Annotated in this window: 23 protein-coding genes and 1 tRNA gene; 10 read left to right on the forward strand and 14 right to left on the reverse strand. The window is 65.5% G+C overall.

Annotation, left to right across the window (positions count from 1 at the left end; all coding sequences use genetic code 11):
- Window positions 1-5: 5 nt before the first annotated feature.
- From B5G43_RS04405 to B5G43_RS04440, 8 genes are all read right to left on the reverse strand, one after another.
- Complete coding sequence (locus B5G43_RS04405; RefSeq protein ID WP_087259263.1) at window positions 6-1,412, reverse strand: V-type ATP synthase subunit B; 1,407 nt, start codon at window positions 1,410-1,412, stop codon at window positions 6-8.
- A 27-nt stretch (window positions 1,413-1,439) separates the two neighbouring features.
- Window positions 1,440-3,203: a V-type ATP synthase subunit A gene (locus B5G43_RS04410; RefSeq protein ID WP_087259264.1), complete on the reverse strand. Its 1,764-nt coding sequence runs from the start codon at window positions 3,201-3,203 to the stop codon at window positions 1,440-1,442.
- A 3-nt stretch (window positions 3,204-3,206) separates the two neighbouring features.
- Window positions 3,207-3,845: a V-type ATP synthase subunit E gene (locus B5G43_RS04415; protein ID WP_087259265.1), complete on the reverse strand. Its 639-nt coding sequence runs from the start codon at window positions 3,843-3,845 to the stop codon at window positions 3,207-3,209.
- A 36-nt stretch (window positions 3,846-3,881) separates the two neighbouring features.
- Window positions 3,882-4,190: a V-type ATP synthase subunit F gene (locus B5G43_RS04420; protein WP_087259266.1), complete on the reverse strand. Its 309-nt coding sequence runs from the start codon at window positions 4,188-4,190 to the stop codon at window positions 3,882-3,884.
- A 213-nt stretch (window positions 4,191-4,403) separates the two neighbouring features.
- The gene (locus tag B5G43_RS04425; RefSeq protein ID WP_087259267.1) at window positions 4,404-4,829 is read right to left on the reverse strand and encodes an ATP synthase subunit C; all 426 of its coding nucleotides are present in this window, start codon (window positions 4,827-4,829) and stop codon (window positions 4,404-4,406) included.
- A gap of 34 nt (window positions 4,830-4,863) precedes the next feature.
- Window positions 4,864-6,792, reverse strand: coding sequence for a V-type ATPase 116kDa subunit family protein (locus tag B5G43_RS04430; protein ID WP_087259268.1), 1,929 nt, complete (start codon window positions 6,790-6,792; stop codon window positions 4,864-4,866).
- A gap of 45 nt (window positions 6,793-6,837) precedes the next feature.
- Window positions 6,838-7,869 carry a V-type ATPase subunit gene (locus B5G43_RS04435; protein ID WP_087259269.1) on the reverse strand — a complete coding sequence of 344 codons (1,032 nt, stop codon included), beginning with the start codon at window positions 7,867-7,869 and terminating at the stop codon, window positions 6,838-6,840.
- A complete protein-coding gene (locus B5G43_RS04440) occupies window positions 7,866-8,189 on the reverse strand; it encodes a hypothetical protein (RefSeq protein WP_087259270.1) in 324 nt (107 codons plus the stop codon). The genes B5G43_RS04435 and B5G43_RS04440 overlap by 4 nt, the downstream gene beginning before the upstream one ends.
- A 302-nt stretch (window positions 8,190-8,491) precedes the next feature.
- Here B5G43_RS04440 and B5G43_RS04445 point away from each other — a divergent pair, with 302 nt between their 5' ends.
- From B5G43_RS04445 to ispE, 4 genes are read left to right on the forward strand one after another with little or no spacing between them, the layout of a single operon-like run.
- Complete coding sequence (locus B5G43_RS04445; protein ID WP_087259271.1) at window positions 8,492-8,971, forward strand: Lrp/AsnC family transcriptional regulator; 480 nt, start codon at window positions 8,492-8,494, stop codon at window positions 8,969-8,971.
- Window positions 8,968-10,158 (forward strand): aminotransferase class I/II-fold pyridoxal phosphate-dependent enzyme, encoded by a 1,191-nt coding sequence (locus B5G43_RS04450; protein WP_087259272.1) that lies wholly within the window; start codon window positions 8,968-8,970, stop codon window positions 10,156-10,158. The genes B5G43_RS04445 and B5G43_RS04450 overlap by 4 nt, the downstream gene beginning before the upstream one ends.
- A 43-nt stretch (window positions 10,159-10,201) precedes the next feature.
- The gene (locus B5G43_RS04455; protein WP_087259273.1) at window positions 10,202-11,479 is read left to right on the forward strand and encodes a DUF1015 domain-containing protein; all 1,278 of its coding nucleotides are present in this window, start codon (window positions 10,202-10,204) and stop codon (window positions 11,477-11,479) included.
- A gap of 12 nt (window positions 11,480-11,491) precedes the next feature.
- On the forward strand, window positions 11,492-12,352 hold the full coding sequence (gene ispE, locus B5G43_RS04460; protein WP_087259274.1) for a 4-(cytidine 5'-diphospho)-2-C-methyl-D-erythritol kinase: 861 nt from the start codon (window positions 11,492-11,494) through the stop codon (window positions 12,350-12,352).
- 81 nt (window positions 12,353-12,433) lie between these two features.
- On the opposite strand, the gene B5G43_RS04465 is transcribed toward ispE, so the two are convergent.
- Window positions 12,434-12,509, reverse strand: a tRNA-Thr gene (locus tag B5G43_RS04465).
- A gap of 183 nt (window positions 12,510-12,692) precedes the next feature.
- On the opposite strand from B5G43_RS04465, the gene B5G43_RS04470 reads away from it, so the two are divergent.
- Window positions 12,693-14,288 (forward strand): potassium/proton antiporter, encoded by a 1,596-nt coding sequence (locus B5G43_RS04470; RefSeq protein ID WP_087259275.1) that lies wholly within the window; start codon window positions 12,693-12,695, stop codon window positions 14,286-14,288.
- 47 nt (window positions 14,289-14,335) lie between these two features.
- On the opposite strand, the gene recR is transcribed toward B5G43_RS04470, so the two are convergent.
- Both recR and ilvA read right to left on the reverse strand, forming a co-directional pair.
- Entirely contained in the window at window positions 14,336-14,938 is a 603-nt protein-coding gene (gene recR, locus B5G43_RS04475; protein ID WP_087259276.1) for a recombination mediator RecR, read from the reverse strand.
- Window positions 14,939-15,255: 317 nt separating this feature from the next.
- Entirely contained in the window at window positions 15,256-16,467 is a 1,212-nt protein-coding gene (ilvA, locus tag B5G43_RS04480; protein ID WP_087259277.1) for a threonine ammonia-lyase, read from the reverse strand.
- A 142-nt stretch (window positions 16,468-16,609) separates the two neighbouring features.
- Between ilvA and B5G43_RS04485 the strand changes: the two genes are divergently transcribed.
- From B5G43_RS04485 to B5G43_RS04500, 4 genes are read left to right on the forward strand one after another with little or no spacing between them, the layout of a single operon-like run.
- Window positions 16,610-17,308, forward strand: coding sequence for a 5-bromo-4-chloroindolyl phosphate hydrolysis family protein (locus B5G43_RS04485; RefSeq protein WP_087259278.1), 699 nt, complete (start codon window positions 16,610-16,612; stop codon window positions 17,306-17,308).
- 28 nt (window positions 17,309-17,336) lie between these two features.
- Window positions 17,337-18,533: a toxic anion resistance protein gene (locus tag B5G43_RS04490; protein WP_087259279.1), complete on the forward strand. Its 1,197-nt coding sequence runs from the start codon at window positions 17,337-17,339 to the stop codon at window positions 18,531-18,533.
- 21 nt (window positions 18,534-18,554) lie between these two features.
- Window positions 18,555-19,634 carry a TPM domain-containing protein gene (locus B5G43_RS04495; protein ID WP_087259280.1) on the forward strand — a complete coding sequence of 360 codons (1,080 nt, stop codon included), beginning with the start codon at window positions 18,555-18,557 and terminating at the stop codon, window positions 19,632-19,634.
- A gap of 12 nt (window positions 19,635-19,646) precedes the next feature.
- Window positions 19,647-20,414 (forward strand): DUF975 family protein, encoded by a 768-nt coding sequence (locus B5G43_RS04500; protein WP_087259281.1) that lies wholly within the window; start codon window positions 19,647-19,649, stop codon window positions 20,412-20,414.
- Window positions 20,415-20,455: 41 nt separating this feature from the next.
- On the opposite strand, the gene B5G43_RS04505 is transcribed toward B5G43_RS04500, so the two are convergent.
- From B5G43_RS04505 to ilvD, 3 genes are all read right to left on the reverse strand, one after another.
- Window positions 20,456-20,827, reverse strand: a complete 372-nt coding sequence (locus B5G43_RS04505; protein WP_087259282.1) for a DUF2752 domain-containing protein — start codon at window positions 20,825-20,827, stop codon at window positions 20,456-20,458.
- The gene (locus B5G43_RS04510) at window positions 20,827-21,168 is read right to left on the reverse strand and encodes a DUF4234 domain-containing protein (RefSeq protein ID WP_087259283.1); all 342 of its coding nucleotides are present in this window, start codon (window positions 21,166-21,168) and stop codon (window positions 20,827-20,829) included. Before B5G43_RS04510 ends, B5G43_RS04505 begins: the two co-directional genes overlap by 1 nt.
- Before the next feature lie 75 nt (window positions 21,169-21,243).
- Window positions 21,244-22,905 (reverse strand): dihydroxy-acid dehydratase, encoded by a 1,662-nt coding sequence (gene ilvD, locus B5G43_RS04515; protein ID WP_087259284.1) that lies wholly within the window; start codon window positions 22,903-22,905, stop codon window positions 21,244-21,246.
- Window positions 22,906-23,014: 109 nt separating this feature from the next.
- On the opposite strand from ilvD, the gene B5G43_RS04520 reads away from it, so the two are divergent.
- Window positions 23,015-23,704, forward strand: a complete 690-nt coding sequence (locus B5G43_RS04520) for a FadR/GntR family transcriptional regulator (protein ID WP_087259285.1) — start codon at window positions 23,015-23,017, stop codon at window positions 23,702-23,704.
- Window positions 23,705-23,732 lie beyond the last annotated feature (28 nt).

Genomic DNA, 23,732 nt, shown 5'->3' on the forward strand with positions numbered 1-23,732 from the left:
CGGGGTCATTGGTCCAGCTCGCTGAGGACGCTCTTCCAGGCCCCCTCCACATAGTGGGCCTCCACGGTGGCGTCGTCCACCCGGTCCAGCTCGCTCTTGGGCAGGATGGTGAGGAGCTTCCAGCCCAGGTCCAGCGTCTCGTTGATGGTGCGGCGCTGGTACATGCTCTGGCGGACGAAGAGCTGCTCAAAGGCCTTGCCGAACTGGAGGTACTGCTTGTCGGACTCGGACAGCTCGTCCTCGCCGATGACGCTGGCCAGGCTCCGAGCGTCCTGCACCTTGGAGTAGGAGGCGAAGAGCTGGTTGGCCAGGTCCGGGTGGTCCTTGCGGGTGAAGCCCTCGCCGATGCCGTCCTTCATCAGACGGGACAGGGAGGGGAGGATGGCGATAGGGGGATAGAGTCCCTTCTGGTCCATGTCCCGGTCCAGCACGATCTGGCCCTCGGTGATGTAGCCGGTGAGGTCCGGGATGGGGTGGGTGATGTCGTCGTTGGGCATGGTGAGGATGGGCACCTGGGTCACCGAGCCGGGGCGGCCCCGGATCATGCCGGCCCGCTCGTACAGGGAGGCCAGGTCGGAGTAGAGGTAGGCGGGGAAGCCCTTCCGGGAGGGGATCTCACCCTTGGAGGAGGAGAACTCCCGGACGGCCTCACAGTAGGAGGTCATGTCGGTGAGGATGACCAGCACGTGATAGCCCTTGTCGAAGGCCAGATACTCCGCAGCGGTGAGGGCGCAGCGGGGGGTGAGGATACGCTCGATGATGGGGTCGGAGGCCAGATTCATGAACATGACCACCCGCTGGAGGGCGCCGGCCTCCTCAAAGCTGCGGCGGAAAAAGTCGGCGGTGTCGTTCTTGACGCCCATGGCGGCAAAGACGATGGCGAAGTCGCCCTCACCCTCGCCCACTCGGGCCTGCCGGACGATCTGGGCGGCCAGCTCGTTGTGCTTCATGCCCGAGCCGGAGAAGATGGGCAGCTTCTGGCCCCGGATGAGGGTCATGTTGCAGTCGATGGCCGAGATGCCGGTGTAGATGCAGCTTCTGGGGTAGTGGCGGCTCACCGGGTTGATGGCCGAGCCGTTGATGTCCCGGCACTCCTCGGGGTAGAGCTCGCCGAAGTCGTCGATGGGCCGTCCGGCGCCGTCGAAGATGCGGCCCAGCATCTCCTTGGACAGGGGGAGCTTGATGGGCTCGCCGGTGAAGTGGGTGCGCACGTTGTCCAGGGCGATGCCGCGGGTGCCCTCAAAGACCTGGAGGACCACCCGGTCCCCGTCGATGAGGATGACCCGGCCGTAGCGCCGCTGGCCGTTCTGGAGGGTGATCTCGGCGGTCTCGTCATAGGCCACGCCCTGCACGCCCCGCAGGGCCACCAGGGAGCCGGAGAGCTCCGAGAGGCCCATATATTCCAATCTCATGTTACTTCACTCCATTTCCACAGGGGGTCAGCGGTTGGCCTCGTCCACCTGCCGCAGGGCGGCCTGGATCTGGTCGTGGTACCCGTCAAAGCGCTCCTGGTGGTCGTTGGGCACCTCGTACTTGACCTTGGACAGGGTGTCGAAAATGCCGGTGGCGCGGAGCTGGGACAGGGGGATGGAGCGCTCCAGCAGTTTCCGGGCCCCGTCGTACAGCTCCAGGATCAGCTCCATCATGCGGAACTGCTTCTCCAGGGGCACATAGGTGTCGATGATGTTGTAGGAGTTCTGCTGGAGGAATCCCACCCGGATGAGGCGGGCGGTGTCCAGCACCAGCTTCTGGTCCTCCGGCAGCACGTCGGAGCCGATTAGTTTGACGATCTCCAGCAGCTGCTCCTCCTCCTGGAGGAGGGTGAAGATGCGCTGGCGGTCGGCCATGAATTTGGGGCTGACGTTCTGGTCGTACCAGGGTTTCAGATCGTCGATATACTCCGAATAGGAGGTCAGCCAGTTGATGGAGGGGAAGTGGCGGCCGTAGGCCAGGGCGCGGTCCAGGCCCCAGAAGGTGCGGACGTACCGCTTGGTGTTCTGGGTGACCGGCTCGGAGAAGTCGCCGCCCTGGGGGGAGACGGCGCCGATGACGGTGACGCTGCCTTCCTTGCCCTCCAGGGTTTTCACATAACCCGCCCGCTCGTAGAACTCCGCCAGGCGGGAGGCCAGGTACGCGGGGAAGCCCTCCTCGGCGGGCATCTCCTCCAGGCGGCCGGAGATCTCGCGCAGGGCCTCGGCCCAGCGGGAGGTGGAGTCGGCCATGAGGGCCACGTGGTAGCCCATGTCCCGGTAATATTCCGCGATGGTCATGCCGGTGTACACCGACGCCTCACGGGCGGCCACGGGCATGTTGGAGGTGTTGGCGATGAGGATGGTACGGTTCATCAGGGGCTGCTGGCTCTTGGGGTCCAGAAGCTCGGAGAACTCGTCCAGGGCCTGGGTCATCTCGTTGCCGCGCTCGCCGCAGCCCAGATACACGATGATGTCGGCGTCGGACCACTTGGCCAGCTGGTGCTGGGTCATGGTCTTGCCCGCGCCGAAGGGGCCGGGGATGGCGGCGGCGCCGCCCTTGCCGATGGGGAAGAGGGTGTCGATGATGCGCTGGCCGGTGATGAGGGGCCGGTGGATGGGCAGGCGCTCGGCCATGGGCCGGGGGGTGCGGATGGGCCAGCGCTGGGCCAGCTTCAGAGCGTGGACCTCACCCAGCCGGTCGGTGAGCTCCACCAGGGTCTCCTCCACGTTGTAGGAGCCGCTGGGCAGGACTTTGGTGACCTTGCCGGACACCCCGGCGGGCACCAGACAGCGGTGGGTGATGAGGGTGGTCTCGGGGCACTGGGCGTAGCAGTCGCCGGGGCGGAGGGTGTCCCCCTCCTTCACCAGCACGGTGGTGTCCCACTGCTTCTCCAGGTCCAGGGTGGGGACGTTGATGCCCCGGTGGATGAAGGGACCGCTCCGGTCGGCGATGACCGAGAGGGGGCGGGCGATGCCGTCGAAGATGTTGTGCAGCAGGCCCGGGCCCAGCAGGATGGACATGGGCGCGCCCTGGCTGACCACCTTCTGGCCGGGCATGAGGCCAGAGGTCTCCTCGTAGACCTGGACGGTGGTGGTGTCGCCGTCCACGCCCACCACCTCGCCGATGAGGGCCTCGTCGCCCACGTTGACCATGTCCATCATGGCCAGGCCCCGGCCGCCCTTGACGGTGACGACGGGGCCGTTGATCCCGTAGATCGTATAGCTTTGCATCGGTTACGCCTCCTTTGCAGGCGCGGCCAGGGGGTCGGCGCCGTCGTCAGTGAGAGACAGCCCCACCACACGGGCAAAGTGCCCGTCCAGACCGGCCATGGCGCAGTCGAAGGAGGCGTCGGCCCGCAGGCCCAGGGAGTCGGACCGGACGATGAGGCCGCCCAGACGGATGGGACCGGCCTCCACGGTGATGGGCCGCCCGGCGGCGGCGCGCAGGTCCTTGGCCAGGGGCAGGTCCTCCTCCCGGAGGGTGACCACCACATCCTCCGCGCCGGGGAGGGCGGCCAGGGACTCCTTCAGCAGCTCCTGAAGGCGCTGGCGGTAGGCGGGGGTGCGGGTGAAGGCGGCGATGCGCTCCCGCACCAGGGCAAAGACCTCGTCGGCGATCTCCTCCCGGCGGCGGGAGAGGGCGCGCTTGTTCTCCAGCAGGCGCTGGGAGACCTTCCGGCCCTGTTCGCCGCGGATGCGGGAGACCTCGCCGTGGATGTACTCGTAGGCCTCCAGGAGCACCCGGTCCTCGGCACTCTCCAGGGCCGCGTCGTGGCGCTTTTTCAGCTCGTTCAGGGTGCGCTCGTTCTCCGCCGTGGCCTCGGCCAGCAGGATGGAGGTGAAGCGCTCCAGTTTTTTGGACAGTTCAGGCATAGTGATTCCTCCAGAGGTGGAGTTGGACAGGGCGGCTTACAGCTTGACGCCGATGGCCTCCCGGATGTAGCGGGTGATGGAGTCGCTGGCCCGGCCCACGCTGTGCCGGTCGGGGATCTCGATGACCAGGGGCCGGTGGGCGGTGAGCTTCATGGGGGCGATGAGGTCGGCGCACACGCCGGCCAGATGCTCGGTGATGAGGAGCACGCCGATCTCCGGGTCGGCGGCGGCGGTCTCGATGGCCTTGCGGGCCTCGCCGGGGTCCCGGCACACCGCGCCCTCGATGCCGGCCAGACGCAGGCCCACCTGGGTGTCGATGCTGTCGGTGATGACGAAGTATTTCATAAAAACCTCGCAGAGTTTCCGCCGCAGGCGGAAAGAAAATCAAGATCTGTGCGGAGCAGGACATGTGCCTGCGCAGCACACCGCTGCTTGCCCGCACAGGCGGGCAACCGCCTTTGCCGTGCAAAGGCGAGGGGGGTATCAGGGGCATTGTGCCGCCGCGCGGCGCGGTGCCCCTGTATCTAGGGGGGACAGCGTCCCCCCTGGACTTCGCCCTTAGGCGAACAGCAGCAGCAGCGCCACGATCAGGCCGTACAGGGCCACGCCTTCGGCCAGACCCACGAAGATCAGGGCCTTACCGAAGGCCTTGTCGTTCTCGCTGATGGCGCCCAGAGCGGCGGAGGCGGCGGCGGCCACGGCGATACCGCCGCCGATGCCGGAGAGACCCACGGCCAGGGCGGCGCCCACGTACTTGAGGCCCTCGGCCAGACCCGCGGAAGCGGCGGCAGTAGCGGCGGTCTCAGCGGCGGCGGCGCTGCCGCCGATGCCCAGCACCGAGGCCAGGATCAGGCAGGCGAAGAAGCAGGCGATGTTGGTTCCCAGGGCGCGCTTGGCCTTCCGGCCGGTGTAGGTGCGGATACCCGCCAGGAACAGGGGGGAGAACATGGCGAAGCTGGCAAAGAGAACGATCAGAAATTTCATGACAATGACCTCCGTAAGAACATGGATGGGGGATTTAGTGATTGGACTCCAGGACCGAGTAATCGATCTTGGCGGGGACATAGGGGATGCCGCCGTCGTCATAGAAGCGGCCGAAGAGCTCATAGAATTCCAGACGAAGCACCTGGATGCCCACCAGCAGACCCTCAAAGCCCATGACGAAGAGGTTGCCCAGGACGATCACCACCAGGTTGCCCGACCCGGCCAGCATCTGCACCACCATCATCAGGCCCACATGGGTGATGGCGTAGGCGCCCACACGCATGAAGGACAGGGTGTTGGTCAGGTAGGAGAGCAGGGTCTCAAAGAGCTCGAAGAAGCCGGTGCCCAGCACCTCGGAGGGTTTCACATGCTTCCACTCCGGGTCGCCGGCGGCCAGCAGAGAGAGGGGTTCCCGCAGCAGGATGCACACCAGAGGGAGCACCAGAACCGGCAGCACATAGGCCGGGACAAAGAGGTTGACTCCAAAGAGAAGGGTGGACACCGCGGCGAGGATGAGCCCGCCGTAGAACACCAGGCCCGCCAGGCCGTTGGGGCCGAAGAAGATCTTTTCAAAATTGTGCTGCCGGATGCCGTTGACGATGTTGAGTACCATCACCACGCAGATCATGCCGATGCCCAGGGCCACCGACAGCAGCAGGAGCACCAGCACGTTGCTGCTGCCCGGGAGGAGATTGCTCTCCTCCATGATCTTGAAGCCGGGAAGGATGTCCTCGTAGCCAAATACGCTGCCGTACACGCACCCGAAGAGGGCGCCCGAGAGGCCGCAGCAGGTGATGATGTTGCCCAGCCACATCTTCTTCCACTTGCTGAGGATCAGGCCGATGAGGGCCAGCCCCAGCCCCTGCCCCAGATCACCGAACATGATGCCGAAGAACAGGCAGTACGTGAAGGCCATGAAGATGGAGGGGTCCAGCTCCTGGTAGTTGGGCAGGCCGTACATCTCCAGAAACGGGCGGAACACCCGGCCGAAGAAGGAGCTTTTCAGCTTGGTGGGGGGACGGACGCCCTGGAGATCCCGGGGGCTGTCCACCACGCAGGAGCAGTCGGGGAAAGCGTCCAGCTTTTTCGTCAGGTTCTCCAGCTCGGGCTCGGGGACCCAGCCCATGAGGTAGAAGGTCTCGCGGCTGCGGGCGGCGTAGCGGCGCAGGTCGTAGCGCTCGCTGTGGTAGCGCAGCCAGGAGTACACCGCGTGGAGCCGGGGCGACTCCCGCTGGGCGAAGTCGGCCTGCTCCTTGTCCAGAGCGGCCAGCTTGTCCTCCGCCTTGGCGGCCAGCTTCTCCAGCGCGCCGATGGCCTCCTCGGGGGTGCCGTGGACGGCGGGGTCCAGCTGGATGCGCACAAAGTGGAGGGAATTGAAGAGGGAGTCCACCCGCTGGTGGGCCTCCTTGGTGGTGAAGTAGATGCCATAGACCTTCCGCGCCTCCACCATGGTGGGGAAGAAAAAGAGGTCGGCGTTGTCGTTGAGGGCGGTCTGGAAGCTGTCATAGGTGTCCCGGGGCAGGTAGCCGTACCGGAACCGGGCGTACTTCATGTTCTGAAGGTGTTCCAGATCGGTGGCCAGGCCCTGCAAGTGGGTCAGCTCCTGGGACACGCTCCGGTCCTCCTCCAGCAGGCGGCGCTGGGTGGCCCGGCGCTCCTCCAGATCCTTCACCGTCTGTTCCAGACGGTCGAAGTAGGCCTCCAGGGCCTCCAGATCCTCCTCCCCCTCAAAGGGGGCGTAGGCGGGTTGGAGCCCCAGCTCCTCCAAAACTTCCTGCGCCCGCCGCAGCAGGGGGGCGTAGGCGTTGGAGAGGGGGAAGGGGTGCAGGCCGGACACCCGATCCATCATGTGCAGGGTATATTCCGGGTGAAATTCCTGGTCCAGGACGCAGGCGGATACCACGTCGTCGAACTGCTCCAGGGGACCGGCCACGGTGAGCAGTTTCATGGCAACGACGGACATAGATTCAACTCCCTTCTGGTGTTCTCAGACACCGTAGGATGGGGCTCATTCCCCGATGAGCCGGGCGAAGGACAGGTCGCAGGGCACGCCGTACTTGACGGCCTCCACCACCTCCACCAGGGCGCGCAGCTCCAGCTCCTTCAGATTGAGGTAGGACACCGCCGCGCACACCGACGGCGGACCGGAGGTGAGCTGCCGGCGGTTGAACTGGTAGAAAGCCCGGCGGTAGTAGTCCTCCACCTCGCCCACCTCCACACGCTCGAAGGCCTTGGCGTAGGGGGTGTCCTTCAGCAGGGCGAACACGCCGTCCACGTCGGGGGCGGCGCAGAGCTGCCGGATGAGCTCGGGCCGCAGGCGGTAGTTGAAGGGGAAGAGGAGGGGGAGATAGTCCCGCTGATCGGGGAAGTAGGTTTTCAGGCGCAGGATGTGGATGAGGTTCAGAAGGTCGATCTGCTCGCCGTAGGAGCGCAGCAGGATCTTCCGCACCTCACCGGCGTAATTGTGCTGGATGACCCGGTACATATGGGAGAAATAGACCGAGCGCAGCAGGATCTCGGCGGTGGCGTAGTCGGGCAGGCCGCTCCCCGAGGGGCGCAGGCGCCGGAGAGCGGGGCCGTAGATGGTCCGCTCGGCCGCGGCGATGAGCCCGTCAAAGTCGGTGCAGTTGAGCACCCCTTTCCAGTCCAGGGCGCTGTGCACCACGGCCTGGGGCGTAAAGACCGGGTGACCGGCCTGGAGGCGGCGCAGGGCGGCCAGGATGGCCCGCTGCTCCTGGAGGAGGAGGGGGAAGGCCATGAGGGCGCGGTCCTGCCGGGGCACGAAGTGGAGGAGGCTGGCGTAGTCCTCCCGGAACTGCTGCCACAGGGCCAGCTCCAGCTCCACCCGCCCGATATACACGCCGCCGGAGAGGCGCTGGGACGAGGCGGACCAGGCGGGGTGCCCCCGGAGATATTCCGCCACCTCGGCCACGTCGTGACAGGCGGCGATGCGTTCAAAGTCGGACAGGCGCAGGCGCTTGCCGTACAGGGCCTTGGCCTTGGTGCACAGGGCACCGTAGTCCATCAGCGCGCCGATCATGGGGTGGTTCCCACAATCCGGGCCAGAAGGGTGTCCACCCACTGGTCCCGGTGGCTCTCATAGGCCCGGTTGAGGGCGGCCAGGCTGTCCTGAAGGCGCCGGTCCAGCTCGGCGATCTCCTCCTGGGCGTGGGCGGTCTCGGTCTCCTCCACGATGCCCACCCGGCGTCTGGCCCGCTCCATGTAGCGCTCCCGCAGATCCGCCGTCTCCTGGGCCAGGTCCTCGTCCAGCCCGGCCTCCCGGCTCTGGGCCTCCTGGACCAGCTGGCTGGCGTTCTGCTCGGCCGCCACGATCTGGTTGATCAGCTCCACAAATTCCATAGGGTATCCTCCGTGGAAAAAAGATATCGTATCCGTGGAAAAACCCGGCGTCAGAGGCCCTGCCGGCGCTTTTCCAAGAGGCTTGATACTAGAAATCATATCACCGGCGCCAAAAAAATTCCACAGAAAATTGCACGAAAATCAACAAACAAAGGGGCTTGGATTTCGACAAAGTTGTGCATCCTGGCAGAGATTCCGGCGAAACTATTGTAAACCCCCGGGGAATTGGAGTATAATAACCAAAATATAATAAACTGGTGATTTTACGCTGTGTATCCATCAAGCACAAAGGGGGAACCAACATGAAAAAGCTGCTGGAGCTTCTGGAAGCCGACTCGACCCTTACCCGGGAACAGCTGGCCTCCATGACCGGCATGACGGTAGAGCAGGTCAATGAGGAGATCCGCAAGAAGGAACAGGAGAAGATCATCCTGGGCTATCAGGCCGTGGTGGACTGGGACCGCACCGACCGCGAGGCGGTCACCGCCCTCATCGAGGTCAACGTCACCCCCCAGCGGGGCGAGGGCTTTGACAGGGTGGCCGAGCGGATCTATCAGTACGACGAGGTGGAGAGCGTCTACCTCATGTCGGGCTCTTATGATCTGACCGTGATCATCTCCGGCCGGACCCTGAAGGAAGTGGCCCAGTTCGTGGGCCAGCGTCTGGCCACGCTGGAGGATGTGACGGGCACCGCCACCCATTTCATCCTCAAAAAATACAAGGAGAAGCACCTGATCTTCGAAAAGGCCGAGGAGCAGGAGAGGGAGCTGATTTTCTCATGAATTACGATAGCGTTTTGTCCGACCGCATCAAGGAGGTGCAGCCTTCGGGCATCCGCCGCTTTTTTGACATCCTGGAGGAGATGAAGGACGCCATCTCCCTGGGCATCGGCGAGCCCGATTTCGTCACCCCCTGGCACATCCGCGATGCGGGCATCTACTCCCTGGAGAAGGGATTCACCAAGTACACCTCCAACGCCGGCATGGCTGAGCTGCGCCGGGAGATCGCCGCGTACCTGAACCGGCGCTTCCATCTGCAGTACGACTTTGCCAGCCAGATCATCGTCACCGTGGGCGGCAGCGAGGCCATCGACCTGTCCCTGCGCTGTCTGGTGAATCCGGGGGACGAGGTCATCGTGCCGGTGCCTTCCTTCGTGTGCTACGGCCCGCTGGCCTCTATGGCCGGGGCCAAGCCCGTGCTGGTGGAGACCAAGGCGGAGAACGAGTTCCGCCTCACCGCCGACGAGCTGCGCGCCGCCATCACCCCCCGCACCAAGGTGCTGGTGCTGCCCTTCCCCAACAACCCCACCGGCGGCATCATGGAGCGCGCCGACCTGGAGGCCATTGCCGAGGTGCTCAAGGACACCAACATCATGGTCCTCTCCGACGAGATCTACGCGGAGCTCACCTATGGCCAGCACCATGTCTCCCCGGCCAACCTGCCCGAGCTGAAGGACCGCACCATCGTGGTCAACGGCTTCTCCAAGAGCCACGCCATGACCGGCTGGCGCATGGGCTACGTCTGCGGCCCCAAGGAGATCATTCAGCAGATGCTCAAGCTCCACCAGTTCGGCATCATGTCCGCCCCCACCGTCAGCCAGTACGCCGCGGTGGAGGCCATGCGCAACGGCGACCACGACATCGAGAAGATGCGCGACGAGTACGACGGCCGCCGCCGCTACCTGGTGGAGGGGCTGCGCCGCATCGGCCTGCCCTGCTTTGAGCCCAAGGGCGCTTTTTACGTATTCCCGGACATCCGCTCCAGCGGCCTGAGCTCCGACGACTTCTGCGAGCAGTTCCTGCTGGAGGAGAAGGTGGCCGTCATCTCCGGCTCGGCCTTCGGCCCCGGCGGCGAGGGCTTCGTGCGCTGCTGCTACGCCACCGGCATGAAGGACATCGCCGAGGCGCTGACCCGGATGGACAATTTCCTCACCAACCTGCGTAAGCGGCAGGCCCGGACCCAGGGCTGAGCCCCGCCGCGCGCGCCCAGTCAATCTTAGGAGGTGTGACCCGATGTATGCTGATTTCAGCGGCCTGGCTTTTTCGCCCGCCGACATCCTGCTGCCCAGGGACTGCGACCTGACCAAGTGGTCGGTGGTGGCCTGTGACCAGTACACCTCACAGCCGGAGTACTGGCAGCGGGTGGAGGAGACGGTGGGCAGTGCGCCCTCCACGCTGCGGCTCATCCTGCCGGAGAGCTGCCTGGACGGGCCCAATGTGGACACGGACATCATGGACGTGAACAACACCATGGCCCGCTACCTCCTGGAGGATCGCTTCCGCACCCTCCACGACACCATGATCTATGTGGAGCGCCGCCTGAGCAGCGGCCGGGTGCGCCGGGGCCTCATCGGCAAGGTGGACCTGGAGCTCTACGACTACGAGGCGGACAGCCAGGCCCAGGTGCGGGCCACCGAGGGCACCGTGCTCTCCCGCATCCCGCCCCGGGTGGCGGTGCGGAAGAACGCCCCGCTGGAGCTGCCCCACGCCATGCTCCTGATGGACGACCCGGAGGACGCTCTGATGGAGTACCTGGCGGGCTGCCGGGGCGAGATGGAGCAGGTCTACGACTTCGAGCTCATGGAGCAGGGCGGCCACATCACCGGCTGGCAGCTGGGCGCCGACGAGCTGGCCACAGTGGCGGGCCTTCTGCGCCGCATTATGAGCCCCGAGGTGTTCCGCCAGCGCTACGGCAGCTGCGGCGGAGCCATGAGTCTGGCGGTGGGCGACGGAAACCACTCCCTGGCCACCGCCAAGGAGTGCTACGAGCGGCAGAAGCGCCACACCCCGCCGGGCCAGTGGGCCTCTCTGCCCGCCCGGTACGCCCTGGTGGAGCTGACCAACCTCCACGACCAGAGCCTCATCTTCGAGCCGGTCCACCGGGTGGTCTTTGACGTGGACCCGGCGGCGCTGCTGGGTGAGCTGGTGGCCGCCTACCCCGGCGCCTACTACGGCGAGGGGGAGGGCCACTGCCTGCGCTACGTCCACGCCGGCGGCGCGGGGAGCGTCACCATTCCCAATCCCACCGCCCATCTGGAGGTGGGGACCCTCCAGGCCTTCCTGGACCAGTATCTCCAGCGCCGGGGGGGACGCATCGACTATATCCACGGGGACGACGTGGCCGCCGGGCTGGGCCGTCAGAAGGGGAATCTGGCCTTCCTGCTGCCGGTGCTGCGGAAGGAAGAGCTCTTCCCCACGGTGGTACAGGATGGGGCCCTGCCCCGCAAGACCTTCTCCATGGGGGAGGCCAACGACAAGCGCTTCTATCTGGAGGCGCGGCGCATCCGCTGAGGAGGTGGGCTGATGGAACCGATTCGGGAAGCTGCCCGGGCCAAGCTGAATTTGACCCTGGACGTGCTGGGCAAGCGGGAGGACGGCTATCATGACCTGTGTATGGTCATGCAGTCGGTGGCTCTCTGCGACGCCGTGACCATCCGCCGGGGGGAGGAGGAGGGCATCCGTGTGCGCTCCAACCTGGATTTCCTCCCCACCGGCCCCACCAATCTGGCCGCCGCCGCCGCCATCCGCCTGTGTGAGGCGGCCGGGCGGGACTGGAACGGCCTGGAGATCCGCCTGGACAAGACCATCCCGGTGTGCGCCGGACTGGCCGGGGGCAGCTCGGACGCTGCCGCCGTGCTGCGGGGGCTGAACCGGGGGCTGGAGCTGGGCTACTCCGTGGAGGAGCTGGCCAAGATCGGCGAGCAGGTGGGCTCCGATGTGCCCTACTGCGTGTACGGGACCACCATGCGGGCCGAGGGCCGGGGCGAAGTGCTGACGCCGCTGCCTCCGCTGCCCTGGTGCTATGTGGTGCTGTGCAAGCCCAATTTTTCGGTGTCCACGCCGGACCTCTTCCGGCGCATCGACGGCGTGAAGCTGACCTGCCGGCCCGACACGGCCGGTATGGAGGAGGCCCTCCGGGCCGGCGACCTGGCCGGCGCGGCCCGGCGGATGTACAACGTGTTTGAGGACGTGCTCTCCCGCCCGGTGGGCGTGGCGGTGGCCGAGATCAAGGCCGCGCTGATCCAGGCGGGCGCGCTGGGAGCCTGCATGAGCGGCACCGGACCGACGGTGTTCGGCCTCTTTGCGGAGCTGGAACCGGCCCGCACCGCCTGCGAGATGCTGAAAAACCTCCATCCGGAGACCTTCCTCACCGTGACCGTATGAAAAAAGCGTTCCCTCCCGCGGGAGGGAACGCTTTTTCATACGATACAAAAAATTCCCGTAAACCGCAGTTTACGGGAATTTTGGGGCTGGAAACGTGACTTGAACACGCGACCTGCTGATTACGAATCAGCTGCTCTACCAACTGAGCTATTCCAGCAAACATGCTCTGGGAAAAACCCAAACATGACTGATATAATATAGCACACCATCCACCTGCTGTCAATCCCCAGGCCGGAGAGAATTTTTGTCCCTTCGACATTGTGGGATCTCCGGCGATATGGTATGCTAACGTGGTAGAGAATCAGATCCCGCCCGGATTCGGGCACGAAAAGGAGGTACCATGAGCCCATTTCTTCTCCTGGCCGCAGCGGTCATTCTGCTGTGTCTCCTGCTCAACAAGCTCACCAGCCGCCTGGGGATTCCGGTCCTGCTGGCCTTCCTGGTGCTGGGGATGGTCTTTGGCAGCGACGGGCTGTTCAAGATCCACTTTGAGGACTACCGCCTGGCCGAGCAGGTCTGCTCCACGGCGCTGATCTTCATCATGTTTTACGGCGGCTTCGGCACCAACTGGAAAACGGCCCGGCCGGTGCTGAAGCGCTCGCTGCTTCTGTCCACGGTGGGCATCGTGCTCACGGCGGCGCTGACGGGACTGTTCTGCTGGAAGGTGCTGCACTTCTCCTTCTGGGAGGGGATGCTGGTGGGCTCGGTCATCAGCTCCACCGACGCCGCGTCGGTGTTCTCCATCCTGCGCTCCCGGCGGCTGAACCTGAAGGGCGGCTCCGCGTCGGTGCTGGAGCTGGAGAGCGGCAGCAACGACCCCTGCGCCTACATGCTCACCATGCTGGTCCTGGCCATCCTGAGCGGCGAGGCCAGCGGGGGCTCCCTGGCCTGGATGGTGTTCGCACAGATCGTCTTTGGCGTGCTCTTCGGCGCGCTCTGCGCCTGGGCGGCCACGCTGGTGCTGTCCCGGGCGAACTTCCCCGCCGGGGGCCTGGATACCATCTTCGTGTTCAGCATCGCCCTCATTTCCTACGCCGGGGCCTCGCTGCTGGGGGGCAACGGCTACCTGAGTACTTACATCGCCGGCATCGCCCTGGGGAACGGGCCGGTGAACAACAAAAAGGCCCTGGTCAACTTCTTCGACGGGGTGACCGGCCTGATGCAGATGCTCCTCTTTTTCCTGCTGGGGCTGCTGTCCACCCCGTCCCGGATGCCGGCGGTGGTGCTGCCCGCCCTGGCCATCGTGCTCTTCCTCACCTTTGTGGCCCGGCCGGTGACGGTGTTCGCGCTGCTGACCCCCTTCCGCTGCCCGCTGCGGCAGCAGGCCCTCATCGCCTGGTCGGGGCTGCGGGGGGCGGCGTCCATCGTCTTTGCCATCACCGCCGTGGTGAGCCCCGCCTACACCAATCAGGACATCTTTCACATCGTGTTCTTCATCGTCCTCTTCTCCATCGCGGTGCAGGGGACCCTGCTGCCGGTAATGGCACGGCGGCTGGACATGATCGACGCCCACGCCGATGTCATGAAGACCTTCAGCGACTACTCCGAGGAGATGCCGGTGCAGTTCGTCAAGCTGACCATGCAGCCGGGCCACCCCTGGACCGGCCGGGCGGTGCGGGAGATCCAGCTGCTGCCGGGGCTGCTGCTGGTGGTCATCCGGCGAGGGGAGGAGCGCATCATCCCCAACGGGGACACGGTGCTGGAGGAGGGAGACTGCGTCGTCCTCAGCGCCCTCTCCGTCGAGGACCAGAGCGCCGGGAAGCTCACCGAGGTGCCGGTGGACGGGGACAGCGAATGGCGGGACCAGCCCCTGTCCCAGGTCCGCCTGGGGCAGCACAAGCTGGTGGCCGCCATCCAGCGGGAGGGGAGCTTCCTGATCCCCAACGGCAGCACCGTCATCCGGGAGGGCGACATCCTTATCATCAGCCAGCTTTGATGCAAACGAAAAGGCCGGGGCATTTGCCCCGGCCTTTTGGCGCTGTTTCAGATCTCCTGCCGGCCCTCCAGAGCCCGCATGAGGGTGGCGTCGTCGGTGTACTCCAGATTGCTGCCCACGGGGATGCCGTAGGCCAGGCGGGTGACCTTCACCTGGAAGGGTTTCAAGAGCCGCGAGAGGTACATGGCGGTGGCCTCCCCCTCGGTGTCGGGATTGGTGGCCATGATGACCTCCTTGACCTCGCCGGTGGCCACCCGCTCGAGGAGCTCCTTGATGTGCAGGTCGTCGGGGCCCACGTGGTTCATGGGGGAGATGACCCCGTGGAGCACGTGGTAGAGCCCCTCGTACTCCCGGGCCCGCTCGATAGCCACCACATCTTTGGGGCTGGCCACCACGCAGATCACCGAGCGGTCCCGCTTGGTGCTGGAGCAGATGGCGCAGGGGCCCTCGCCCTCGGTCAGGTTCTGGCACACGGGGCACAGGGCGATGAGGCGCTTGGCGTCCAGCAGCGCCTCGGAGAAGGCCTGGACCTCCTCGGCGCTCTGGGAGAGGATGAAGAAGGCCAGGCGCTGGGCGCTCTTGTGGCCGATGCCGGGGAGACGGGCAAACTGCTCGGTGAGCCGCTCCAGGGCGGGGGGAAAATACTCCATGGGTAGGACCTCCAGACTAGAATGGGCCGACGGGGAAAAAATTTAATGGATTTTTCATCCTCTGTTCATGTCAGAGTAAGAGGCGGGGCGTACACTGGTCCCCAGCACCCGGGGCGCCGGAGGCGGGGAGCACCGCCCGGCGCCGGCGGGCATAGGATAGGGCACGCGGCAGGGCCGCCCCATGGGGCGGCTGTGCGCGGCGGAGGGGCTGGAGGCTCTCCCCGGCCCACCCGGGCCCGGCTCCGGCCCGCCCCGGCGCGCGCCGCTTATCATAGCCGGCCGCCGGGGTATTGTGCTCCGGCGGCCGGCATTGGGTCTTAGAGGACGGTGTTGACCACCTTGGCGTCGTAGCCGGCGGCCTGGAAGGCGTTGAGGATGGCGCGCTTGTGGGCGTGGCCGAAGGCCTCGGTGGTGACCCGCAGCTCCACGCCGGCCTGGCGGTTGATGTTGACGAACTGGTTGTGCTCCAGCTTGATGATGTTGCCGTTCTCCCGGGCCACGATCTGGGCCACCCGCACCAGCTCGCCGGGGCGGTCGGGCAGCTGCACCGAGAAGGTGAACACCCGGCCCCGGTTGATGAGGCCGTGCTGCACCAGGGAGGAGATGGTGATGACGTCCATGTTGCCGCCGGAGAGGACGGCCACCACGTTCTTGTCCTTGCAGTCCAGGTGGTTCAGAGCGGCGATGGGCAGAAGACCCGCGTTCTCCACGATCATCTTGTGCCGCTCCATCATGTCCAGGAAGGCGTCCACCAGCTCGTCGTCGTCGATGGTGATGATGTCGTCGATGTTCTTCTGGATATAGGGGAAGATCTGATCGCCGGGGGTTTTCACGGCCACGCCGTCGGCGATGGTGTTGACGGTGGGCAGGGTCACCACATGTCCGGCCTCCAGGCTGGCCTTCATGCTGGCCGCGCCGGTGGGCTCCACGCCGATGACGGTGACGTTGGGGTTGAGGAGCTTGGCCAGGGTGGCCACGCCGGTGGCCAGTCCGCCGCCGCCGATGGGCACCAGGATGACGTCCACGTCGGGCAGGTCCTGGAAGATCTCATAGGAGATGGTGCCCTGGCCGGTGGCCACGGCGGGGTCGTTGAAGGGGTGTACATAGGTCAGGCCCCGCTCCTCGGAGAGCTGGGCGGCCAGCGCGGCGGCGTCGTCGAAGGTCTCGCCCTGGAGGATGACCTCGGCGCCGTAGTCCTTGGTGTTGTTCACCTTCACCAGCGGGGTGGTGGTGGGCATGACGATGGTGGCGCTCACGCCGGCGGCCTGGGCGGCATAGGCCACGCCCTGGGCGTGGTTGCCCGCGGAGGCGGTGATGAGGCCCCGGGCCTTCTCCTCCTCGGTGAGGGTGCTGATCTTGTAGTAGGCGCCCCGGATCTTGTACGCGCCGGTGACCTGCATGTTTTCCGGCTTGATATAAATATGGTTCCCCGTGGCCTTGGACAGGGCGGGGCTGTAGATGAGATTGGTGTTCAGGATGACGCCGGAGAGCACCGAACGGGCGGCCTTGAATTCATTGAGCGTGAGCATGGCAGACTTCCTCTCTCTGATACGATGGTATTCTTATATAATAATGAGTTTTTTCGGTAAAGTCAACGTGTTCTTGACACCACAGACCGGGCCAGCTACAATAAGCTCAGGTATGTCCCGGTACGATTGGGAGGAGACGTATATGGCAAAAATCAGGAAACGTTCGGTAGCCCCCATCTACACGGTGGGCGTGGTCTGGCTGGCGTGGGCGCTGCTGCTGCCGCTGTACCGGCCTTTGCATTATGTGGCCGCGGCGGTGGTGTCGCTGCTGGTGTACGCGCTGGGACGGAAGGTCCTCTGGCGGGACCGGGTGATCGTCACCGCGGACCCGGAGCCCCAGGAGCCGCCCAAGGAGGAGGCGCCCAAGGCCCAGCCCAAGCAGCCTGAGCCGCCCAAGGACCCGGAGGTGGCCGCTCTGCTGGCCGAGCGGGACAAGGCGGTGAGCGAGATGCGCCGCCTCAACGACAGCATTGAGGACCCGGTCATCTCGGCCCAGATCGACCATCTGGAGGAGGTCACCGGCAAGATCATCGACCACGTGGCCCATAATCCCCAGAAGCGGCCCCAGATCCGGCGCTTCCTGGATTACTATCTGCCCACCACCCTGAAGATCCTCAACGCCTACGACCGCATGGACAGCGCCGGGGTCTCGGGGACCAACATCGACGGCACCAAGGGGAAGATCGAGACCATGATGACCACCCTGGTGGCCGCCTTCGACAAACAGCTGGACGCGCTCTTTGGAGAAGAGGCGCTGGACATCTCCACGGATATCACGGTCCTGGAGCAGATGCTGGCCCGGGAAGGCCTGGGCGGCACCCAGCTCCACGGCGACGCCTGACGAATCTTGAACAGAAAGGACGATCACTATGTCTGAAAACCTGGATCTGATGCCGGAGCTCACCCTGACCCCCAACGCCGACACCGCCGCGGCCCCTGCCGCGCCGGAGGCCCCCACCCTGACCCTGGACGCCGACGCCCAGGCCGATGAGGCCGCCCTCCAGGCCCAGCGGGAGGCCAATGCCGTGAAGCTGGACGAGAGCCGCCTCACCGAGGCCGAGCGGAAGATGGTGGACGACTTCTCCCAGAAGATCGACATCACCGACGCCAACATGGTCCTCCAGTACGGCGCGGCCGCCCAGAAGAACATCGCCTCCTTCTCGGAGAACGCCCTCAACAGCGTGCGCACCAAGGACCTGGGCGAGGTGGGCGAGGCCCTGTCCTCCCTGGTGGTGGAGCTCAAGCATGTGGGCACCCCCGAGGAGAAGAAGGGCGGCATCCTCGGCTTCTTCCAGAAGAAGAAGGACGAGCTGGAGGAGATGAAGATCGCCTACTCCAAGGCCGAGACCAACGTGGACAAGATCGTCTCCATCCTGGAGAAGCACCAGGTCACCCTGATGAAGGACGTGGCCATGCTGGACCAGATGTACGATCTGAACATGAAGTATTACAAGGAGCTGACCATGTATATCCTGGCCGGCAAGAAGCGCCTGGCCCAGGTGCGCGCAACCGACGTGGAGCAGCTCAAGCAGAAGGCCACCCAGACCGGAGCCCAGGAGGACGCCCAGGCCTACAACGACCTGGTGAACATGTGCAACCGCTTTGAGAAGAAGCTCCACGACCTGGAGCTGACCCGCATGATCTCCGTCCAGATGGGCCCCCAGACCCGGCTCATCCAGAATAACGATGCCCTCATGCTGGAGAAGATCCAGTCCTCCCTGGTGAACACCATCCCCCTGTGGAAGAGCCAGCTGGTGCTGTCCCTGGGGCTGGAGCACTCCCGCCAGGCCACCGCGGCCCAGAGCGCCGTGACCAACATGACCAACGAGCTTCTGAAGAAGAACGCCGACATGCTGAAGATGGGCACCCTGGAGACCGCCCGGGAGGCCGAGCGCAGCGTGGTGGACATCCAGACCCTCCAGCACACCAACCAGCAGCTCATCTCCACCCTGGATGAGGTGATGAAGATCCAGCAGGACGGCGCCCAGAAGCGCCGGGAGGCCGAGGCCGAGCTGGGCCGCATCGAGGGCGAGCTGAAGCAGAAGCTGCTGGAGCTGCGGGGCTAAACACACGGGAAGGAGACCCCTATGAATGCCATGAAGAAAACGTGGGTGGCAGTGCTGATCGCGGCGCTGTGCATCGCCGCCGCCGTAGGCATCGGACAGCTGCGCCGGCCGTCCTATGAGGTGAACCAGGGGCTGAGCAGTTCCCAGGCCCTGGATACCTCCCTGAGCACATCCTCGATGGCGAAATTCCTGGACGACCAGGCGGGGATGCTTTCCGACACTGCGGAGAAGAGCGTGCTGCTCTATAACGCCAACTGGGACCACCGCTATAACAGCGTGGTGGCCCTGGTGACGGTGGAGAGCGCCTCCGGCGACCTGGAGACGGCCGCCCTCAACGCGGCGCTCGACATGGGCCTGGGCGAGGGGGACGCCATCCTCCTCATCGACGGAGAGAGCAACAGCTATTACCTCTATCCGGGCAACGAGTTTTCCACCATCCTCACCAGCAGCGTCCAGCGGGACCTGGACGACCGGGTCCTCTCGGGGAACAGCTGGGAGGACGGCGTCCTCAGCTTCTATGAGGGCATGAATCAGGTCTACCTGAACGCCTTCAGCACTGGCAACGACATGCTGACCTCCGGCGGCGGCTATCCCGTCCGGATGGGCAGCAGTCTGGTGAGCATGCTGGTGGTGGCGGTGGTGCTGGTGCTGGTGGTGTGCTCGGTGGCCGACCAGTACCGCTTCAACGACTACCGCCGGCGCTATTACGGCGTGCCCAACCCGCCGGTGGTGTTCCGGCCCATCTTCTTCTGGCACGGCCCCCGGTACGGCTGGTACCGGCGGCGCTGGGCCCCGCCCCCGCCCCGTCCGCCCCATGGCGGGCCTGGCCCGGGCGGCTTTGGCGGTGACCCCGGCGGCTTCGGCGGCGTGGGCAACCGCGGTCCCCGTGGCGGCGGCACCTTTGGCGGCCGTCCCTCCGGCGGCAGCCGGGGCGGGTTCGGCGGCTCCCGGGGCGGCAGCGGCTTCGGTGGTTCCCGCGGCGGCGGCAGCTTCGGCGGCAGCCGCGGGGGCGGTTTTGGCGGCTCCCGTGGCGGTGGCTTCGGTGGCTCCCGCGGAGGCGGCGGTTCCCGGGGCGGCGGCTTCGGCGGCGGTCGGCGCTGATCGGAGGTCCCCATGGAGTGGAAGTTTGACCGTGTGCAGGCCAAACGGGAGGCCCGGGCCGCTCTGTCCGGCGCCCATCCCCATGTGATGCTGGTGACGCTTGTGTATGACCTGCTGGCCCTGGTGCCGCCTGTGGCCGCCATCGTGCTGGCGACGCTGAGCCTGACCTCCGAGGAGAACCTCACCATCACCGGCTGGGTGGTGCTGACCGTGCTGCTGGTGGTGCTGTCCTTTTACACATCGGTGGCCCAGGTGGGCTATCTCAGCTACGCAATGCGCCTCTTCCGGGGCGAGAACGCCGGGTTCTGGTGCCTGCTGGAGGGCTTTGCCCAGACCGGGCGGATTTTGCTCCTCTCGGTGGTGCAGTTTTTCCGCATCCTGCCGTGGATGATCCCGGCCGGGATCGTGATGACGGCGGGCACCCTGGCCCAGGAGTATCTGGGGCTGGTCGGGTTCTGTTTGATGATCCTGTGCCGGATTCTGTACGTGGTGTATCTGGTCTGGCTGTATCTGCGCTATGCGCTGGTGTGGTTTGTGGCGCTGGATTATCCGGAGCGGGGCGCCAACTGGGTCATCACCCGGAGCATCGAGGCCATGAAGGAGCGCAAATGGGCCTGCCTGAAGCTGGAGCTCTCCTTCCTGGGCTGGCAACTGCTCTCCTGCCTGACGCTGGGCATCCTGGGCCTGTGGGTGACGCCCTACCTGTGGGTGACCATGGCCCGCTTCTATGAGGCGGCGGTCCGCCCCGGCCAGGAGCAGCACATGCCCCTCACGTTCTGATCCATAAAAAATAGCCTTCGGTCCAGGACCGAAGGCTATTTTTATATGCAGTTGCGCAGGATTCCGTACCCCACCACCAGGATCACCAGGGTCCAGCCCAGAAGGCGCTGGCCGCGGCCCGGACGGCGGTCACCGGTGCGGACATAGTCCATTGCCTGCCACCCCACCAGCCCCAGAATGAGGGGGGAGAGGAGCAGCAGACCGGGGTTTGCCGCCCACGCCGCGGCAAAGTCCAGCCGCAGCAGGGCCAGACACATCCGGGTCACCCCGCAGCCGGGGCACTCCAGACCGGTGAGGGCGTGGAAGGGACAGGGGAGCCAGAGGCCGGTGACCGAGCCCCACAGGGCGTATCCAAGGCCCAGCAGGAGGACGATCCCCAGCCCCCGGAGCACCCGGAACAGACGGCGGCGCATCAAATGATGTCGTACTTGTTCAGCTCATTCTGGGCCAGAGCCATGGTGATGATGGACAGGCCGAAGATGTTCAGGATGAGGAAGATGATGGCCAAGCTACCGGTGGGCTCACCGTGCTCCATGCGGGCTTCGTCCAGACATTCGCCCATCTTGTAGCCCCAGTAGATGCCATAGATGCCGCAGGTGATGAGGCTGAGCACAAAGGCCATGGCGCCGGAGGTGGTGTAGCGGGCCGAGACCTGATTGACGTCGTCGGTGACACAGATGAACCAGTAGATGGCGTAGATACCGCAGGTGATGACACTGAACACAATGCACAGGGGAATGTTGCGCTGTTTCATAGTGAAAACTCCTCTCGCTCTTTCGGTATCCGTATCATACCAGATAACCGCCCGTTCTACAAGAGGGAAGGGGATTTACTCCAGCACGGCGCCCCGGTCGGCGGAGGACACCAGCTTGGCGTAGCGGGCCAGATAGCCGGTCTTGATCTTGGGCTCGGGGCAGACCCACTGGGCCTTCCGCTGGGTCAGGACCTCGTCGGAGACGTCCAGGGTGATGGAGTGGTTGGGGATGTCGATGGAGATGATATCGCCCTCTTCCACCAGGCCGATGGGGCCGCCGCTGGCCGCCTCGGGGGAGACGTGGCCGATGGAAGCGCCCCGGGTGGCGCCGGAGAAGCGGCCGTCGGTGATGAGGGCCACGTCCTTGTCCAGACCCATGCCCGCGATGGCGCTGGTGGGGTTGAGCATTTCACGCATGCCGGGGCCGCCCTTGGGGCCCTCGTAGCGGATGACCACCACGTCGCCCGCCACGATCTTCCCGGCGTAGATGGCCTGGATGGCCTCCTCCTCGCTGTTGAACACCCGGGCGGGGCCGCTGTGGACCATCATCTCGGGGGCCACGGCGGACTGCTTCACCACGCAGCCGTCGGGGGCCAGGTTGCCCTTGAGGACGGCGATGCCGCCGGTCTGGGAGTAGGGGTTCTCGATGGGCCGGATGAGCTCCGGGTCCAGATTGCGCACCCCCTCCAGGTTCTCGGCGATGGTCTTGCCGGTGCAGGTCATGAGGCTGGTGTCCAGAAGGCCCTTCTTGTTGAGCTCCGCCATGACGGCGTACACGCCGCCGGCCCGCTCCAGGTCCTCCATGTAGGTCTCGCCCGCGGGGGCCAGGTGGCAGAGGTTGGGGGTCTTGGAGGAGATCTCATTGGCCATGTCGAAGGAGAGCTCAATGCCGCACTCATGGGCGATGGCGGGTAGGTGCAGCATGGTGTTGGTGGAGCAGCCCAGGGCCATGTCGATGGTCTCGGCGTTGTGGAAGGCGGCCTCGGTCATGATGTCCCGGGGGCGGATGTCCTTCTTCACCAGCTCCATGATCTGCATGCCCGCGTGCTTGGCCAGGCGCAGCCGGGCGGACCACACGGCGGGGATGGTGCCGTTGCCCCGCAGGGCCATGCCGATGGCCTCGGTGAGGCAGTTCATGGAGTTGGCGGTGTACATGCCGGAGCAGGAGCCGCAGGTGGGGCAGGCGCAGTTCTCATACTCCTCCACGCCCGCTTCGTCCAGCTTCCCGGCGTAGTAGGCGCCCACGGCCTCGAACATGTGGGAGAGGCAGGTGCGCCGGCCGCTCTGGAGCCGTCCGGCCAGCATGGGGCCGCCGGAGCAGAAGATAGTGGGGATGTTCACGCGAGCGGCGGCCATCAGGAGGCCGGGCACGTTCTTGTCGCAGTTGGGGATCATCACCAAGCCGTCGAACTGGTGGGCCATGGCCATGGCCTCGGTGGAGTCGGCGATCAGGTCCCGGGTCACCAGGGAGTACTTCATACCCACGTGGCCCATGGCGATGCCGTCGCACACGGCAATGGCGGGGAACTCCACCGGAGTGCCGCCGGCGGCGCGGATACCGGCCTTGACGGCCTCGGCGATCTTGTCCAGGTTCATGTGGCCGGGGACGATCTCATTGTAGGAGCAGACCACACCGATGAGGGGGCGCTCCAGCTCCTCCTTGGTGTAGCCAAGGGCGTACAGCAGGGAGCGGTTGGGGGCGGCGGGGATACCTTTTTTCACAACGTCACTGCGCATGGGGATTCCTCCTTCAAACTGAAAACTCCAATGAGTTGTATGATTACACTTGCGTTGTATGACTACATAGTATATCATAGGAAAAGAGATGTCAAGAGGAGGGACGGACATGGAAGGGGAAAATCGCGCGCAGCAGACCGCCCGGCGGCTCTATGAGGGGATCGTGCTGGAGGGGCGTTTCCAGCCGGGGGAGAAGCTCCCCAACGAGCTGGAGCTGTCGGAGAGCCTGGGGGTGAGCCGCACCACCCTCCGGGACGCCATCCGCACCCTCACCGCCCGGGGGGTGCTGGAGGTGCGCCGGGGGAAGGGCACCTTCGTGGCCCAGCGGGTGGGGGAGCTGGATGACTACGGCTTTGCCGACCTGGGCCGGGTGAAGGGGCAGCTGCGGGACCTCTTCGAGCTGCGCAGCATCTTTGAGCCCGACGCCGCCCGCCTGGCCTGCCGCCGGGCCACCGAGGAGGAGCTGGCCGACATCCTGGCCCGGGGGGCCGAGGTGGAGCGGTGCATCCAGGCCGGGGAGGACCGCACCCAGGCCGACCGGGCGTTTCATGCCGCCATCGTCCGGGCGGCCCACAACGAGTTCCTGGTGCGCCTCTTGCCCCTCATCGACCGGGCGGTGGCCACCGCCATGACCGCCGGAGCCCACGAGGAGCAGCTGGCCGAGGACACCCTCCGGGACCACGCCCTGCTGCTGGACTTCTTCCGCCGCCGGGACGGGGAGGGGGCGGCCTGCGCCATGACCATCCACATGCGCCACAGCATGGACGTGATGGGGCTGGAGGAACGGCGGGAGATATGATACACTGGAGCAGAAAGGGGGGAGGACC

Source organism: Flavonifractor sp. An92, from assembly GCF_002159175.1.
In the GTDB taxonomy this organism is placed as follows: domain Bacteria; phylum Bacillota; class Clostridia; order Oscillospirales; family Oscillospiraceae; genus Pseudoflavonifractor_A.